At 54.1% G+C, this 17,498-nt stretch carries 13 protein-coding genes; 5 read left to right on the forward strand and 8 right to left on the reverse strand.

Features of this window, described 5'->3' with window-relative positions:
- Positions 1 to 270: 270 nt before the first annotated feature.
- Positions 271 to 4,146 carry an ATP-dependent RNA helicase HrpA gene (gene hrpA, locus V8L73_RS09970; RefSeq protein ID WP_347254760.1) on the reverse strand — a complete coding sequence of 1,292 codons (3,876 nt, stop codon included), beginning with the start codon at positions 4,144 to 4,146 and terminating at the stop codon, positions 271 to 273.
- Positions 4,147 to 4,351: 205 nt separating this feature from the next.
- Here hrpA and V8L73_RS09975 point away from each other — a divergent pair, with 205 nt between their 5' ends.
- Complete coding sequence (locus V8L73_RS09975; protein ID WP_347254761.1) at positions 4,352 to 4,957, forward strand: FMN-dependent NADH-azoreductase; 606 nt, start codon at positions 4,352 to 4,354, stop codon at positions 4,955 to 4,957.
- A gap of 51 nt (positions 4,958 to 5,008) precedes the next feature.
- Here V8L73_RS09975 and V8L73_RS09980 read toward each other — a convergent pair whose 3' ends face one another.
- Genes V8L73_RS09980 through V8L73_RS09990 form a run of 3 tightly spaced genes read right to left on the reverse strand, consistent with a single transcriptional unit; the run spans position 5,009 to position 8,153 of the window.
- Positions 5,009 to 5,332 (reverse strand): YdbL family protein, encoded by a 324-nt coding sequence (locus V8L73_RS09980; RefSeq protein WP_027273118.1) that lies wholly within the window; start codon positions 5,330 to 5,332, stop codon positions 5,009 to 5,011.
- Between the two features lie 9 nt (positions 5,333 to 5,341).
- Complete coding sequence (locus V8L73_RS09985) at positions 5,342 to 5,518, reverse strand: YnbE family lipoprotein (protein WP_027273117.1); 177 nt, start codon at positions 5,516 to 5,518, stop codon at positions 5,342 to 5,344.
- A gap of 10 nt (positions 5,519 to 5,528) precedes the next feature.
- A complete protein-coding gene (locus tag V8L73_RS09990; protein WP_347254812.1) occupies positions 5,529 to 8,153 on the reverse strand; it encodes a YdbH family protein in 2,625 nt (874 codons plus the stop codon).
- Between the two features lie 186 nt (positions 8,154 to 8,339).
- Between V8L73_RS09990 and V8L73_RS09995 the strand changes: the two genes are divergently transcribed.
- Positions 8,340 to 9,326, forward strand: coding sequence for a 2-hydroxyacid dehydrogenase (locus tag V8L73_RS09995; RefSeq protein WP_027273115.1), 987 nt, complete (start codon positions 8,340 to 8,342; stop codon positions 9,324 to 9,326).
- Positions 9,327 to 9,396: 70 nt separating this feature from the next.
- Complete coding sequence (locus V8L73_RS10000) at positions 9,397 to 9,828, forward strand: META domain-containing protein (protein ID WP_347254762.1); 432 nt, start codon at positions 9,397 to 9,399, stop codon at positions 9,826 to 9,828.
- Positions 9,829 to 9,886: 58 nt separating this feature from the next.
- On the opposite strand, the gene V8L73_RS10005 is transcribed toward V8L73_RS10000, so the two are convergent.
- On the reverse strand, positions 9,887 to 10,126 hold the full coding sequence (locus tag V8L73_RS10005; RefSeq protein ID WP_347254763.1) for a hypothetical protein: 240 nt from the start codon (positions 10,124 to 10,126) through the stop codon (positions 9,887 to 9,889).
- 524 nt (positions 10,127 to 10,650) lie between these two features.
- Here V8L73_RS10005 and nifJ point away from each other — a divergent pair.
- A complete protein-coding gene (gene nifJ, locus V8L73_RS10010) occupies positions 10,651 to 14,187 on the forward strand; it encodes a pyruvate:ferredoxin (flavodoxin) oxidoreductase (protein WP_347254764.1) in 3,537 nt (1,178 codons plus the stop codon).
- A 126-nt stretch (positions 14,188 to 14,313) separates the two neighbouring features.
- Here nifJ and V8L73_RS10015 read toward each other — a convergent pair whose 3' ends face one another.
- Positions 14,314 to 14,601, reverse strand: a complete 288-nt coding sequence (locus tag V8L73_RS10015) for an IS1-like element transposase (protein WP_027273111.1) — start codon at positions 14,599 to 14,601, stop codon at positions 14,314 to 14,316.
- A gap of 459 nt (positions 14,602 to 15,060) precedes the next feature.
- Here V8L73_RS10015 and ttcA point away from each other — a divergent pair, with 459 nt between their 5' ends.
- Positions 15,061 to 15,984 (forward strand): tRNA 2-thiocytidine(32) synthetase TtcA, encoded by a 924-nt coding sequence (ttcA, locus tag V8L73_RS10020; protein ID WP_027273110.1) that lies wholly within the window; start codon positions 15,061 to 15,063, stop codon positions 15,982 to 15,984.
- A 50-nt stretch (positions 15,985 to 16,034) separates the two neighbouring features.
- On the opposite strand, the gene zntB is transcribed toward ttcA, so the two are convergent.
- Together zntB and V8L73_RS10030 are read right to left on the reverse strand one after the other, a co-directional pair.
- Complete coding sequence (zntB, locus tag V8L73_RS10025) at positions 16,035 to 17,018, reverse strand: zinc transporter ZntB (protein ID WP_027273109.1); 984 nt, start codon at positions 17,016 to 17,018, stop codon at positions 16,035 to 16,037.
- A 34-nt stretch (positions 17,019 to 17,052) separates the two neighbouring features.
- Positions 17,053 to 17,475 (reverse strand): hotdog fold thioesterase, encoded by a 423-nt coding sequence (locus V8L73_RS10030; protein WP_027273108.1) that lies wholly within the window; start codon positions 17,473 to 17,475, stop codon positions 17,053 to 17,055.
- Positions 17,476 to 17,498: the final 23 nt, after the last annotated feature.

Consider the following 17,498-nt stretch of genomic DNA (forward strand, 5'->3'; position numbering starts at 1 on the left):
CCTGTAATGGTGCTACAGTTTCATCTCGATACCGAGCGGCCGGAGACCTTAAGTAATCAAAGATTGAAATTGCCGCCAATATAATAAAAAAAACTAAAATAACGTATCTCATCCGTAAAACCATACCGCAAAACTCCTGTTAAAAACTCTAAAAGCCATATCCTTTATGCTGGCTAGCCGCCTGTTGGTAAAGGCGTTAGAGTAATGCCGCCTTCTATCTATAAAGGCGGGTTTTTACTCTCTATTATGCTGAATTTGTTACAGCGTCACCTACTCTATCGCCTGAAGAATTCTCTTGTCTGATACGGGATACGGGGTTCCCAGCTGCTGGGCAAAGTAGCTGACCCTAAGTTCCTCAATCATCCAACGGATCTCGGCAATTTCCGGCGGAGCGGCCTTATGTGGCGGCAGCTTGTTCAACAGCGCCTGATACTGCTGCTGTACGCTTTCCACCCGCAGCATCTGGGCGCGGTCGCGATGGGGATCGACGGGCAGTTTTTCCATGCGCCGCTCAATGGCCTGCAGATAGCGAAGAATGTCCGCCAGCCGCCGCCAGCCGCTGTGGCTAACGAATCCCCGATAAATCAGGCCGCCCATCTGCGCCTTGATGTCCGAAAGCGCCAACGCCAGCGAAACGTCAACGCGCCCCTTCAGCCGCTTATTGATCGCGTGCGTTGTCGTTAAAATTTGTTCAACCTGCTTGGCGATATCCACCACGCAGTCGTTCAAATCGGCACGTACACGCTCTTTTAGCGCTTCAAAGCCCTCTTCGCCCCACGCCGGGCCACCGTTCATCGCAATAAGTTTATCGACGCCGCAGTCGATGCAGTCGTCAATCAGGTCGAGCACTTTGCCAAACGGGTTGAAATAGAGGCCCAGCTTGGCCTTGTTCGGCAGCTTTTCGTGCAGATATTTCACCGGCGAAGGAATATTCAGCAACAAAAGCCGCCGAGTGCCCTGCCACATGGAGGCCTGCTGCTCCTGCTCCGTTTCAAACAGGCGAATGCCCACGCTGTCCTTGTCATCCGTCAACGCCGGATAGGCCTTCACGGAGTAACCTCCCCGTTTCTGTTCGTAGCGTTCTGGCAACGAACCAAAGGACCACAGGTGCAGGCCGCTTTGTTCGATGCCGTCATCGGCTACGTCGGAGAGGGTTTCCTGCACTTTTTGCTTCAGCTTTTGCTTCAGGGCCGCCAAATCTTTCCCTTCCGCCAACGGCTTGTTTTTGTCGTCTACGACTCTATAGGTGACTTTAAGATGATCGGGCACCTGATCCCATTGCCACTCATTACGTGACACCGTCACACCTGTCATCAAGCGAAGCTCGCGCTCCAGCGAATCAAGCAAGCCGTTCTGCAGCGGCGTTGTGCGGGCAAGAAAGGCTTCCGCATAGTTGGGCGCAGGCACAAAGTTGCGCCTGACGGGCTTAGGCAACGACTTGATTAGCGCAATAACCAGAGCGCTACGCAGGCCGGGAATTTGCCAGTCAAAGCCCTCTTCCTGAACCTGATTAAGCACCGGCAGAGGAATATGCACCGTTACGCCGTCGGCGTTGGCGCCAGGCTCAAACTGGTAGGTGACGCGCAGGCGCAGGTTTCCCTGCTGCCAGGTATTGGGGTAATCAAGGGCGCTTACCTTGCCGGCGCCCTCTTTAATCAGCATCGATTTTTCAAAGTTCAGCAGGTCCGGCTGCTCGCGAGAGGCTTTATGCCACCAGCTGTCAAAGTGGCGGCTGGAGACGACCTCCTGACCAATGCGCTGTTCATAAAAATTAAACAGCGTCTCATCGTCGACCAGAATGTCTCTGCGGCGAGACTTATTTTCCAAATCTTCAACTTCGGAAATCAGCTTACGGTTAGCCTTAAAGAACGCATGCTTGCTCTGCCAGTCGCCCTCAACCAGCGCGTGTCGAATAAACAGTTCCCGGCTTACGACCGGATCGATGCTGCCGTAGTTGACCTTGCGCTCAGCGACAATCGGCAGACCGTACAGCGTAACCTTTTCACTGGCCATCACGGCGCCCTGCGCTTTTTCCCAATGGGGATCGCTATAGGAACGCTTAATAAGGTGCTGCGCCAACGACTCAACCCACTCCGGCTCAATGCGGGCTGCCGTTCTTCCCCACAGTCGGCTGGTTTCCACCAGTTCAGCGACCATCGTCCACTTGGGCGGCTTCTTAAACAGCCCGGAGCCGGGAAAAATAGCGAAGCGGGCATTGCGAGCGCCGGTAAACTCCTGCTTTTCGACGTCCTTTTGGCCAATGTGCGACAGCAGGCCGGACAGCAGCGCCATATGTATCTCGCGGTATTCGGCCGGCACGCTGTTAACCGGGAACCCCAGCTCTTTCACGACCTGCCGCAGCTGGGTGTAGACATCCTGCCACTCCCGCACGCGCAGATAGTTTAAGTAATCGCTTTTACACAGCTTACGGAACTGAGACGACGAAAGCGCCTTTTGCTGTTCGGCAAGATAGTTCCACAGGTTCACAAAGGCGATAAAGTCTGAGTCCTTATCGCTAAAGCGGCGGTGCTTTTCATCCGACGCCTGCTGTTTTTCCAGCGGCCGTTCGCGGGGATCCTGAATGGACAACGCGGAGGTAATAATCATCACCTCGCGCACGCAGCCGTTCTTTTGCCCTTCTATCACCATGCGCGCCAGGCGAGGGTCGATGGGCAGCTGTGCCAGTTGGCGACCAACGGCGGTAAGCCGACTTTTACCTTCGTCAAAAGACTCAATGGCGCCCAGCTCTTCCAGCAGGCGGACGCCGTCCTGAATATTGCGCTTGTCCGGCGCTTCAACGAACGGGAACGCCGCGATGTCGCCAAGCCCAATCGCCGTCATTTGCAAAATGACTGACGCCAGATTGGTACGCAAAATTTCCGGATCGGTGAACTCGGCGCGGGAAAGGAAGTCCTGCTCGGAATAAAGGCGAATGCAGATACCGTCGGAAACGCGCCCGCAGCGCCCCTTCCTCTGGTTGGCGGACGCCTGTGAAATAGGCTCAATCGGCAGCCGTTGAACCTTTGTCCTGGCGCTATAGCGACTGATGCGCGCCGTACCGGGATCGATAACGTACTTAATGCCCGGAACGGTTAAAGAGGTTTCGGCGACGTTCGTCGCCAGCACGATGCGTCGCCCAACGTGGGACTGAAATACGCGATTTTGCTCGGCGTTAGACAAACGGGCGTACAGCGGCAGGATCTCCGTATGGGGCAGGTTTTGCTTGTTCAGCGCGTCCGCGGTGTCGCGGATCTCCCGTTCGCCGCTCATAAACACCAGGATATCTCCCGGCGCTTCGCGCATTAGCTCGTCGACCGCGTCCAAAATCGCCTGTTGCTGATCGCGATCGCCGTCGTCACTCTCCTCAGCAATCGGGCGATACCGTACTTCAACGGGATAGGTTCTGCCAGAAACCTCGACTATCGGCGCCTGATTAAAATGGCGGGAGAAACGCTGCGGATCGATGGTCGCCGACGTAATGATAACCTTGAGGTCCGGGCGCTTTGGCAGCAGCTGTCGCAAATAGCCTAGGATAAAGTCAATGTTCAGGCTTCGCTCGTGCGCTTCGTCGATAATAATCGTATCGTACTGCGTCAACAGGCGATCCTGCTGAATTTCAGCCAGCAGGATGCCGTCGGTCATCAGCTTGACCAGCGTGTTATCGCCGATTTTGTCGTTAAAGCGAACCTTATAGCCAACGGCGTCGCCCAGGGGAACGTTCAGCTCGTCGGCAATGCGGCTGGCTACCGTCCGCGCCGCCAGCCTTCTCGGCTGAGTATGGCCAATAACGCCTTTGACGCCCCGCCCAAGCTCCAGACACAGCTTCGGAATTTGCGTCGTTTTTCCAGACCCCGTCTCACCGGCGACAATAACGACCTGATGATCGCGAATGGCGGCCAGCAGCGCCTCACGCTTTTCGCTGACCGGCAGCGACGGAGGATAGCTGATAGCCGGGCGTGCGGCTTCGCGATTGGCGACCCGCAGCAGGCTTCGTTCGATGTCTCGTTCGATTTCAGAAAGCGCTGACGCCTGTTTCTCTGGCTGCCGAATGCGGCGCACGCCGTCCAGGCGGCGCTGTAAACGCCTCTTATCGCCGAGCATCAGCATTGAAAGCCGGTCGGATAAGGCGGCAAAGGGGGATTTCACGAGTTGCTGTCCTGTATTGAATAAGAGGATAAACTTTTTACGCAGCGCATCTTACCATAAAGCTGACAAAGTCAGTGCCGACGCGGCTTTCTTTATCCTTCAAAAAAACTGAATAACACCTTCTAATAATTATGCTATCAACCTTGGCGCCGAGTGAATAGAATGCGATGCATACCAAGATGAACGACATAAACAAGGATTTATCATGAGTAACGTATTAGTTCTAAAATCAAGCATTCTGGCGGATTATTCTCAGTCTAACATTCTGGCCGACTACTTTGTCGAGCAGTGGAGAAGGGAAAACCCCTCTGACGTCATTACCGTTCGCGATTTGGCCGCAAACCCAATTCCGGTATTAGACGGCGAGCTGGTTGGCGCCATGCGCCCAAGCGGCCAAGAACTGTCGCCTCGTCAACGTGAAGCGCTGTCGCTGTCCGATGCGCTGATTGAAGAGCTAAAAGGTAACGCTATTATCGTCATCGGCGCGCCGATGTACAACTTCAATATCCCTACTCAGTTAAAAAACTATTTTGACCTGATTGCCCGCGCCGGCGTGACGTTCCGCTATACGGAAAAAGGCCCGGAAGGCTTGGTCAAAGGCAAAAAGGCCTATGTGTTGACCAGCCGCGGCGGCATTCATAAAGACTCGCCGACCGATCTGATGTCCCCTTACCTGAAGGTATTTCTGGGCTTTATCGGCATTACCGACGTCGAGTTCATCTATCAGGAAGGCGTGGCCTACGGCCCTGACGTTGCGAAAAAAGCGCAGGACGACGCCAAGTCCTTCATTGCGCAATATATCACTGCCTGATGTGAAAAGCGGGGCGATATGCCCCGCTTTCGTTCCTGCTCGTCGCATTAACTATTTTTTTAGCCATAGCCCGTTAATACCCTTAACGTACTCTCCGCTCGGCGCGCGGTCGATGAGCTTTTTCCCCGCCATTTTGGCTACGTCTTCGGTGCGAAGGCCGTTTTGTTCCGCGACCTTCTTATACTGCTCAAGGCGCGCCTGATTGATTTTATCGGCAAACTCTTTTGCCTGTGCGCTTTCGTTTACCGGCGCCAGATAGCCGCTCAGGGTTTCCCCCACTAGTCCCTGCCGTTTGGCATCCTGTAGCGTCAAGGCCCATGAAGCGGAGCTAAAAAGTAAAAAGAACGCGGTAATTCCAGCGTAGATAGCCTTCATCGCATCCTCCTAAAATATGTCTGACTGCGTTTTCAGCATTTTTTCAACGTCTTTATCTACCTTGATATGAATTTCGTGTTCAATTTTCACGTTCATATTAATCACGATCGGCTCCTTTGACGGGGCGACTTCAATACGCGGTACGCATCCGCCAAGGAAAATCGCGGCGAACGCCGTCGCTACTATCCCTTCGAATTTATTCACGAGGTTTCTGCTCCTTGGGCAATGAGAAAAACTGTTCTAGCGTGTCCTGCAGGTTGTCACCAAAACGCAGGCTGCGCCACAGCTGAAAAATGTCTTCTTCATGATGATAGTTAAGTATGACCAGCCGTTCGGCGTTTTTGGTCGGGTTAAAGCCTTTAATCTGCGCCTCCATGGTCAACATGCCCAGATTGTTCAGGTTAACGTCCGCACGGGAACGGCTGATTTCCATGTAGCGCAGCCAGTCCATAATGTCGCCGGTCGCCATATTGTCTTCATTGATAGCCGCCACTAAGTCTCTGTCCAGACGAAGCGTTAAAGAGCCGCTATTTTCAATCCATCCGTTACGCACCACCCATTCAGGGTGATTTAGATAAAGCGGCAGCTCTCCGTCCACTTTACCGGACATCGTGAACTGCTTTGGCTTAAGAATGGTAAACAGTTCGCTCAAATCGATACCTTTTAACGTCAGTACGGCGGGCGCCTTCTGCGGGAAATTCAGCGCCTGCATGCCGATATGCCCACTGAGCATATCGACGCCTACGTTAGTTAAGCGCAGCGGGCGGCTGGCCGAATGGGGGAAAAAGCCTTGCAGATCCGCGCTGATATTCTGCATATCAAACAGGTTATTGAGCCGCTTAACCCGCAGCTGAACCGGCCCCTTCGGCCCCAGTTGCCAAACGTGATCTTTCAAACGATAGGACATCACGAAGTCCAGACCGCTGAGCTCTCCGTCCTTCAGCCACATGCCGCCGTTCTTCACCACCCAGTGACCGCCGGCCTCGATGCCGTTTTTCTCTGAAATTGAAAAGGCAGCCTGCGCGTAAAGCGTACCGCTGCGGATCTTAAATCCCAACTCGGGAGACAGCAGCGTTTGGAATACGCCCAGCGACTGCTGCGGCCACCACGCTTCACCGCGAATCAGCTCACCGTCCCAGCGTCCGTTCAGGTTGATGGGGCCAACCCGCCCTGCGCTTAAATCACCCTTCCACTGAAAGTCCGCCGGGTTATGGCCGAAAAAGCGCACGTTGAGCGTTGAGGTGGGTAAATAGCCGCCGTTGGTAAACGACACCTTCTGCGTTTGCAGCAGCCAGCCGGCCTCATAGGTATTCTGCGCGCGATCCCAAACCAGCGGCTCCGACAGCGTCAGGCGCGGCTTGTCTACCGTAACGCGGCCATAGGCCAAATGATTAAAGCCGGTCGACAGCGACTGAAGGCTGATTTGGTTTCCCTCCCATGCGCCCTTTCCCGACATGTCCCACTGAGCCTGAAGCGGAGGCATGCTGCCGTTACCCCAGAAGTTATACTCCCAGCGGCCTTGGTCAAATAAAAACTCATGCGCCCGGCCGTCCAGGTGCAGCCTGTATTTTCCCCAATAGCGATGGCTGGCGTTAATAATTGTCTGCAGCCGACCGGTAACGCCTTTATCCGTCAGGCGGATCCCCGCCAGCGGGAGGCGGGCTTCATGCAAATAGATATCCGGCGTTACCGGCCCGGTCGCACGCAGCAGCGCGCCGGAAGTCAGAGTAACGGTCGGATTAAGCAGCGTGCCGGTGAGCGCGCCAGGGATAGTGGCGTAGAACGAAATGTCGTCTTCATTAACCTTACCCGTCAGTTGAAAGCGCAGATCGCTATTTTTGAGGCTTGCCAAGCCGGGAGCAAGGTTTAGTACGACGTTACCCTTGCCGGCGCTGCCCTTTGTAACGACGTTAATGCGCGCTTCCAGATTTGCTTCGCTGTAGTCCTTATTCCAGTCTTTTACCGTCATGCTGACGCCGCCGGAAAACGCCTGCCCGGAGTAAGGCCACTGCCACTGCCCCTGCTGCACCGTTAACGTTTTTCCCGACAGCGTCCACGGGATGTCCAGCAGCAGAAGGTCTTCCCCTTTCGGCGTTACGCTCAAATGCCCGTCCTGCTGCCGCCAGGCGAGTTTGACGTCCAGCGGCTTATCGACGGCCGTAGAAACCACCTCAGCGTTAACGTCGCCATATTCAGGGATTGAGTTCATGTTCAGCGGCACTTTAACCGCGCCGTTAAGCGCGATAACTTCAGGGCTGTCGGGAAAGCGTAGCGTAAAAGACTCCAGCGTCAGCGTTTGCGCGCTGTCCAGCGTGGCGACGCCTGAAAGCAGCTCGCCGGAAATAGCCAAACGCTGCCCCTGTTGGCCGCTGGCCAACGCAACTTTACCGCTGTAGGATTCCCAAGGCGTGACGCTAAAGCGATCCAGCGATACATTGAGTGCAGGCAGCGCCTTTTGAATATCCGCCAGCGACGTTTCGGAAGATCCATCCTCCGCTTCCTCCTGCTCGGCAAGCTTTTCCAAGCAGTGAGTATCGATATCCAGCGATTTTCCGCTTATATTCCACCGGCTATTTTCATAGGTTAACGTGAACGCACCAACGTCCGCCAAAAAGCAGTCTTGCGCTAAAACCTGTATACCTTTGAAAGAAACGCCGCGTTTAATCAGTTCAGGGCGTTGGGTAAACACAAGCTGAGAGCCGGAGGGAAGCCAGTAAGACGCGACATAAGGGAGCCAAACGGCAATGGTCTGCCAGACGAGACAAAGAGCCAGCGCTACCGCGAGTGCGATAAAAAATGCCGCTTTGATACGCTTTTTTATGACCACTGTATGACCACGCTCTGACCGCTCGAATGGGGGCTTTAAACTCGATAAATATGATCGACAAGGTTAGCATATTGGTAACATTGTCTAAACCCGAAATATTGGCCTATACGGAATATCGTTAAATTGTTCCAACGCATTATCTCTGGTAAATTTATTTTAAATCTTTGGTGGAGATATTAAATGAAACTGGCAATTTACAGTACAAAACAGTACGACAGAAAATACCTTGAAATCGCCAATCGCCGTTTTGGCGTGAGCCTCGAATTCTTTGACTTTAAGCTTAGTGAACAAACGGCAAAAAACGCCCAAGGCTGCGATGCGGTCTGTATTTTCGTTAACGATGACGGCAGCCGTGCGGTATTGGAAGAGCTGACGAAAGTCGGCGTCAAGATGCTGGCCTTACGCTGCGCCGGCTTTAATAACGTCGATCTTGACGCCGCCCGCGAGCTTGGGCTTAAGGTCGTTCGCGTCCCGGCCTATTCGCCGGAAGCCGTTGCTGAACACGCCGTCGGCATGATGATGAGCCTCAATCGCCGCATTCATCGCGCCTATCAGAGAACGCGCGACGCCAACTTCTCTTTGGAGGGGCTGATTGGCTTTAACATGCATAACCGAACCGCCGGCATTATCGGTACCGGAAAAATCGGCGTTGCGCTGATGCGCATTCTGAAAGGGTTCGGCATGCGCCTCTTGGCTTTCGATCCTTATCCGTCGGCGCAGGCGTTGGAGCTGGGCGCAGAGTATGTTGATCTGAAAACGCTGTATGAACAGTCTGACGTTATTAGCCTGCACTGCCCGCTAACGCCGGAAAACCACCATCTGCTGAACGCCGCCGCCTTTGAACAGATGAAGGACGGCGTCATGATTATCAACACCAGCCGGGGCGGGCTGATTGATTCCCCCGCCGCCATCGAAGCGCTCAAAAGGCAAAAAATTGGCTCCCTGGGCATGGACGTTTATGAAAACGAACGGGACCTGTTTTTCGAAGATAAGTCAAACGACGTCATTCAAGATGACGTTTTTCGCCGCCTTTCCTCCTGTCATAACGTCCTGTTTACCGGGCATCAGGCCTTCTTGACCGAAGAGGCGCTGCTGAGCATCTCTGAAACGACGCTGCAAAACATTCAGCAGTTGGAAAACGGCGAACCGTGTCCTAATCTATTGTAAAACAACGGCCGGGCACCGTTATCAACCACGATGCCCGGCCGCAGGATTGTCGCCTTTTGGAGAGAAAAGAGTGAGAACACTATATCCTCTGCTTTTTGCCCTTGCCGTTCTAACCGGCTGTAGCTCTGGACACAAGCCGCCCACTACCGAACGGGACTTAATGCACCACAGATTCGTACTGACCCATGCCGACGGCGTCGCAATGAAAGACACCAGCAGGCAGCAGCGCCCTCTTGACATCGAGTTTGGGGAAAACATGCACATCAGCGGCGCCATGTGCAACAGCTTTATGGGCAAAGGCGAGCTTAAAAACGGCGTTTTGACGGCGCCGCAGCTGGCCTCTACGCGCATGGCCTGTCTAGATGAGCACTTAAACCAGCTCGATCAAACCGTCTCCAACATGCTTAACGAAGGCGCGATGGTTCGCTTTGAGAACGGAACGCTGACGCTCAGCACGTCGACCCACTCCCTCACCTATCGCCTGATGGACTGGGTCAGATAGCGACGAAGGTTAACAACTTAAAAAGCCGGAAATATCTTCCGGCCTTTTCATCTCGCTATCAGAACCGCTTGCCGTTCGACAGCTGACATTTGCTTACCGCGCTGCCGTCAAGATTATGCAAGGTTGTCGGCATTCCGCCCATGCTGCTGCAGTTGGCCAGTGCGACCGCATCCATAGGCTCCGCGACCGCCTCCATCTTTTGATGGGATACATAGCGATGCGGCTTATCGGGTTCGCTTGAACATCCGGCTAAAATTACCATGCAGCTCAACGCCAACAGGCACGTCCTTCCCTTCATGCTGTCACCTCAACGACTGATTTTTTCAATAATGGGGATACTTCTACGTTCGCTTAAAAGAAACGCATTTGACATATTTTCATTACATTTTGATAGCATTTTTTGCACCGCACGCGGTGAAGTCTTTCGCTATTATTCATGCATTAACTTAACTCATTGACGAGTGAGCCCGCTGTTTTAACTCACCGACTCCATCTTTCGCCAGCATATCGCTGGCTTTTTTTTATTTTCACATCGGGAAACGCATCATGACGCTTTAACCCACTATTTTTACTCTATTCGGCGCGGTACGTCTACGATACTTATATCTTCAAATGCAGAAAATAGAGGCTTTCATCCCATTTTCAGCCTTTTTTCGCACTGAAGGAATAACATTACTACACAAAACAGTCGCCGCCCTTGCAACACAATCTGATATACTGGGCTATCAGTCTGGAAGACTCTATAAACGGGACAACGACGTGCCAATAAAAGGATTTTCTTTGTCCTGAACGTGGGCATGTGAATCAATGAAGGTCGTGTTTATGATTACTACCGATGGTAACAGTGCGGTCGCCTCCGTGGCCTACCGTTCAAGCGAAGTTATCGCCATTTATCCCATAACCCCCAGCTCAACGATGGCCGAACAGGCTAACGATTGGTCCGAGTATGGGCAGAAAAACGTCTGGGGAGACACGCCTCGCGTTATCGAGATGCAGTCGGAAGCCGGCGCTATCGCAACCGTTCACGGCGCGCTTCAAACCGGCGCGTTGGCAACCTCGTTTACGTCTTCTCAAGGCCTGCTGTTAATGATCCCGACGCTGTACAAACTGGCCGGCGAGCTCACGCCTTTTGTACTGCACGTCGCAGCCAGAACGGTGGCGACTCACGCACTGTCGATCTTCGGCGATCATTCTGACGTTATGGCCGTAAGGCAAACCGGCTGCGCCATGCTGTGCGCCGCGTCGGTTCAAGAGGCTCAAGACTTCGCGCTTATCTCTCAGGTAGCTTCACTCAACGCCCGAATTCCCTTTATTCATTTTTTTGACGGTTTTCGCACCTCTCACGAGATCAACAAAATCGTCCCGTTGAGCGACGATACGCTGCGCCAGCTGCTGCCTGCCGATGCCATTAAGGCACATCGCCAACGCGCGCTGACGCCCGATCGCCCCGTAATTCGAGGAACTTCGGCCAATCCCGATACCTACTTTCAATGCCGAGAGGCCACGAACCCTTGGTATAACGACGCCTACGGCCACGTCGAACGAGCGATGGATGACTTCGCCGAGCAAACAGGCAGGCGCTATCGTCCGTTTGAATACTACGGCCATCCCGAAGCGGAGCGCGTTGTCATCCTTATGGGCTCCGCCTGCGGTACGACTGAAGAGACGATCGACTCGCTGCTAACGCGCGGTGAAAAGGTCGGCATGCTGAAGGTTCGGCTCTACCGTCCCTTCTCTGCCCGCCACTTCCTTGAGCGTCTCCCCTCAAGCGTGAAAAAAGTCGCCGTGCTCGATCGCACTAAAGAGCCCGGCGCTCAGGCCGAGCCCCTTTATCTGGACGTTATGACCGCGCTGGCGGAAGCCTTTTCTCGCGGCGAGCGCGCGTCGCTGCCGCTGGTTATCGGTGGCCGCTACGGCCTGTCGTCCAAAGAGTTTGCGCCGGACTGCGTATTGGCCGTGTTTAAAGAGCTGTCGTTCGACAGGCCGCGCCCCCGCTTTACCGTCGGCATCTTCGACGACGTAACCCAGCTGTCGCTTCCGCTAACGGATGAAACCATCCCTCAAAAGGCAACGTTGGAGGCGCTGTTTTTCGGCCTTGGCAGCGACGGCACCGTATCGGCCACCAAGAACAACATAAAAATCATTGGTAACGGTACGCCGCTTCACGCCCAGGGCTACTTCGTTTATGACTCCAAAAAGGCTGGAGGGCTAACCGTTTCCCACCTGCGGGTGAGCGAACATCCGATTAATTCCGCCTATCTTATTGAGCAGGCCGATTTTGTCGGCTGCCATCAAAATCAGTTTATCGATAAATACCAGATGATAGAAAAGCTGAAAGTCGGCGGCACGTTCCTGCTCAACACGCCCTACGGCAAAGACGAAATCTGGCGTCGCCTGCCAAGAGACGTTCAGGCCCTGCTCCATCAGCGTAAGGCGCGATTTTTTATCATTAACGCAGCGAAGATCGCTCGCGAATGCCGCCTCGGCGCTCGCATCAACACCGTGATGCAAATGGCGTTCTTCCACCTGACGCAAATCCTTCCCGGCGATACGGCGTTAAAGCAGCTTCAGGACGCCATCGCCAAAAGCTACCGCAGCAAAGGGGAGGAGGTCGTTCAAAACAACTGGCAGGCGCTGGGCGCTACCGTCAGCGAGTTAGCAGAGATTACGCTGCAGCCCATTGATGAAAACGCCGCCGATCGTCCGCCCGTCGTTTCAGACAGCGCGCCGGACTTTGTTAAAACCGTGACCGCCGCCATGCTGGCCGGCCTGGGCGACGCTCTGCCCGTTTCCGCTTTCCCGCCTGACGGCACCTGGCCCGTTGGCACCACCCGTTGGGAAAAGCGCAACATTGCCGAAAATATCCCCATTTGGGAAGCGCCGCTGTGCACCCAGTGCAACCACTGCGTCGCCGCCTGCCCGCACTCGGCCATCCGCGCCAAAGTGGTTTCACCGGAAGCCATGGTCGACGCGCCTGACGGCCTTCAATCGCTGGACGTAAAGTCCAAAGACATGCGCGGCCAAAAATACGTTCTCCAGGTTGCGCCGGAAGACTGCACCGGCTGTAACCTGTGTGTTGAGGTCTGTCCGGCAAAAGATCGCCAGGATCCAAGCATCAAGGCGATTAACATGAAACCACGGCTGGAAAATCTTGAGGTGGAAAAACGCCACTTTGAGTTTTTCCTTCAGCTGCCCGAGATTGACAAGAGCAGGCTTGAACGCATCGACATCAGAACCTCTCAGCTCATTACGCCGCTGTTTGAATACTCCGGCGCCTGCTCAGGCTGTGGGGAAACGCCCTATATCAAGCTGCTGACTCAGCTCTACGGCGACAGGATGATGATCGCCAACGCGACCGGCTGCTCCTCCATTTATGGCGGCAACCTGCCCAGCACGCCCTACACCGCCAATGCGGAAGGTCGAGGCCCCGCTTGGGCCAACTCGCTGTTTGAGGACAACGCAGAATTCGGCTTGGGCTTCCGGCTGACCGTCGACCAACACCGAGCCAGGGCGATACGACTGCTCGATGAGCTGACGGACGCTTTGCCACCAGATCTGATTGAAGCACTGAAGGCCGAGGAAGCGGACGTTAACGTCCGACGCGCCCAAATAGCCCAGCTGCAGGCGCTTTTACGCAACGCTGATGCCCCTCAGGCGAAGGAGCTTATCGAAAGCGCAGACTACCTGGTCGATAAGTCTATTTGGCTTATTGGCGGCGACGGCTGGGCCTACGATATCGGATTCGGCGGGCTGGATCACGTCATGAGCCTGACAGAGAACGTAAACGTTTTAGTGCTGGATACCCAGTGCTATTCAAACACCGGCGGTCAGCAGTCCAAGGCCACGCCGATGGGCGCCGTAACCAAGTTTGCCGAACGGGGTAAGCGCAAAGGACGTAAAGATCTGGGCGTCAGCATCATGATGTACGGTCACGTATACGTTGCGCAAATCTCCCTCGGCGCTCAGCTAAACCAAACGGTGAAAGCCATACAGGAGGCTGAAGCCTACCCCGGCCCGTCGCTGATTATCGCCTACAGCCCCTGTGAGGAACACGGTTACGATTTGGCCTTTAGCCATGACCAGATGAAGCAGCTAACAACCTCCGGCTTCTGGCCGCTGTACCGCTTCGATCCGCGACGTTTGGACGAGGAAAAGCCGGCTCTCACGCTGGACTCTCGCCCTCCCGTAGAAGGCCTTGCTTCTGCGCTGCTTAAGGAACAGCGGTTCCGTCGGCTTGATACACAGGAGCCGGAAGTCGCCGCAGAGCTGCATCAGGCTGCGCAAAGAGATCTTCAGAAACGCTATGCGTTACTCAGCCTGCTGGCCGGTAAATCGGAAGAAAAAACGAGCGCGCAATAGCGAGCAACGACGGGAAAAAATAAGGCGCCAAACTCGGCGCCTTATAAATTTTACAACTAAAATAACCACCTCTAAGGTACAGCACGTTGGGCAAGCGCCCGTTCTAACAAATTAATCCATCATATCTCAGCCGCTATGGCTAAGTTCGCCTTCTGAGGCCTTCAAATATCTCATAACGGTATTAAGCCCGACTTTCAGCGTTCGGCTCGTTTGCCTTATCCCTGCGCCCTGGGCGGTCATTTCAAGAATTTTTTCTTTCATCCCTGGCTGATGAGCGCGATATAAATAGGAAAGCTGAAAAGTGCGCTTACAGTTATTGCAAAAATAGCGAGGATAGCCTCCTCGGCCTTTACCGTGCTTTCTTACCGGCTTTGTCTCATGGCAGTGACGGCATGTGACTTCGATAGTTACCATCTTCCATCTCCTTTTCCCAATCCTGACCGCTGATTGCATCCCTATAAAGCAAGCGCCTTCGGCATGCGTATACTCGTCTCATAAAAATGAACACCGTATCGCCGAATATTCCGGCATTATTTTTCTTAGAATCTCTGTATTGGCTTTGTCGATTTTAATACATCTGAAAAATTTACATCACTGGTATAATTGACAGTTATTATTATATTTGCGCTATTTTTCGTACGTTATTTGTTCAGTCAGCTTTCTTTTTTTTGATTATTTAATCGTCGCTCGCTATTCCCGGCTTTTTATTAACGCCTTTCTTTTGATAAGCACGAACAAGAACCAAGAGGAAAACGACAAAGCGCTCTCTCCATCATGAGCGAGTGACAACGAGGGCAATAATCCGTACCATAGCTGCCCATTGTTTACGTGCGGCCACCGCGCCGGCCGGGTATTTTGAACAGAGTCAACGTCATGAGCACAAGCGCTACGCTAAACCAAAAACAGCAATACAATCTGAACAAACTGCACAAGCGGTTACGCCGCGGCGTAGGCGAAGCCATTGCGGATTTCTCAATGATCGAAGAAGGCGATCGCGTCATGGTGTGCCTTTCAGGCGGTAAAGACAGCTACACCATGCTGGACATCCTGCAAAACCTGCAGCGCAGCGCCCCGGTAAAATTTGAGCTTATCGCCGTCAACCTGGACCAAAAGCAGCCCGGCTTTCCCGAACACGTTCTGCCGGAATACCTGTCCACCCTCGGCATTGAGTACAAAATCGTAGAAGAAAACACCTACGGCATAGTAAAAGAGAAGATCCCTGAAGGAAAAACCACCTGCTCGCTCTGCTCACGCCTGCGCCGCGGCATTCTTTACCGGACGGCAACGGAGCTTGGCGCAACCAAAATCGCGCTGGGCCATCACCGTGACGATATGCTGCAAACGCTGTTCTTAAACATGTTCTACGGCGGTAAGCTTAAGGGCATGCCGCCCAAGCTCATCAGCGATGACGGCAAGCACATCGTGATCCGCCCGCTGGCCTACTGTCGCGAGAAAGACATCGAGCGCTATGCCGACGCCAAGGCGTTCCCCATCATCCCCTGCAACCTATGCGGCTCCCAGCCCAACCTGCAGCGTCAGGTGATTAAAGAGATGCTCAGAGAGTGGGACAAGCGCTATCCTGGCCGTATTGAAACCATGTTCAGCGCCATGCAAAACGTCGTGCCGTCGCACCTGTGCGACCGCGAGCTGTTTGACTTCACGGCAATAAAGCAGGGAATGGATCTTCCCGACGGCGGCGATCTGGCGTTCGACAGAGAAGAACTGCCTCTGCATCCCGCAGGCTTTGAGGCTCAGGATGAAAACGAGCTGGGTATTAACGTCGTTGAAGTTAAATAGCGTCGGGTTGAAAAGAAAAAAGGCGGATTTCCGCCTTTTTTACCGTCGGGCTACAGCCACTTGCTCCGCTTAAGCCACCAGAGAACCCCGCCGCCAAGAACCCCCAGGCACAGGCAGAAAATGGCAAAGGCGTTACCTTTATCTCCCCCCGGGATCCCGCCCAGATTGACGCCAAACAGCCCGGTAAGAAACGTCGCCGGCAAAAACAGCATCGCCATCAGCGACATGGTGTAGGTTCGGCGGTTCATGGCGTCCGCCAGCAGCGAATTAATTTCATCGACAATCACCGCCGTGCGTGCAATCGTGGCGTCGAGATCGTCAAGCCCTCTTCCCAGCCGCTCGGCGATATCCTGCATGCGGTGGCGGTCTTCATTGCTCATCCAGGGAAAGCGTTCGTTGGCCAGGCGAGAGAAAACGTCGCGCTGCGGCATTAAGTGACGACGTAACACAATAAGCTGCTTACGGATCAGCGCAATTTCTCCCCGTTCAGGAACTTCTTGCTCCAGCAGGCCGTCTTCCAGCTCAATGACGCGCCCGTGAATATCGTCAATAAAGTCGCTCACCCTGTCGGTCAGCGCATCAAGAATATCAACCAGCCAACCGCCGACGTGCGTCGGACCGCTGTGGTTCATCAAGTCCTGACCGACTTCGTCTATGGCGTGGATTGGTCGATGGCGAGTCGAAACGATCAGGCTTTCGGTTAAATACACCCTCAGCGTAACCAGCGGATCGGGTAAAGACTCATTGTTCAGATTAACGCTTCTCAAGACGATAAGCGTCCCCTCGCCCTGGCGTGAAACTCTGGGGCGGCAGCTTTCTCCCGCCAGAGCATCCTTAAAGGACTCCGGCAGCAGCTCAGTCGCGTTCAACCAGGCCAGGCTTTCCGGCTGCTCATAGTCAAAATGCAGCCAGCACGGCATAGAGCCGGACGCCACCGTGTCGTCCGTAATTGGGAGTACGCCCCCCTTGCCGTCCAGCTGCCAGGCGTGTATTGCTTGAGAAACCAACAGCTGTTTACCGGTTATCTTCTCCACGTAGACCACCTTTTTTTGAGCGTCGTCTCCTGAATTAATCGGCCTTTTTATCCAAAACGGACGTTGTAAGCCGGGAAATGCAGCACAGCTTGTCGGCTTCGTCGTAAATACGGATATCCCATACCTGCTGGCTACGCCCCAAATGCACCGCTTTAGCGACACCGCGCACCCGCCCCTGGCGCGCGGAGCGGACGTGGTTAGCGTTAATTTCGACGCCGACAACCAGCCTGTCGCCCTCGGTACAAAGATAACCTGCTACCGAGCCGATAGTTTCAGCCAGAACGACGGACGCGCCGCCGTGCAGCAGGCCAAACGTCTGCGTGGTGCGTCGGTCGACCGGCATGGTCGCCTCAAGGAAATCCGGCCCGATTTGGGTAAAGACGATGTCGATATGCTCCATCATCGTGCCTTTGGAAAGTTGGTTTAGCGCCTCCAGCGTTGTTTGGCGTTTCCACATACTGCACTACCTCATCTCATCAA

Source organism: Leminorella grimontii, from assembly GCF_039789245.1.
Classification (GTDB): Bacteria; Pseudomonadota; Gammaproteobacteria; order Enterobacterales; family Enterobacteriaceae; genus Leminorella; species Leminorella grimontii.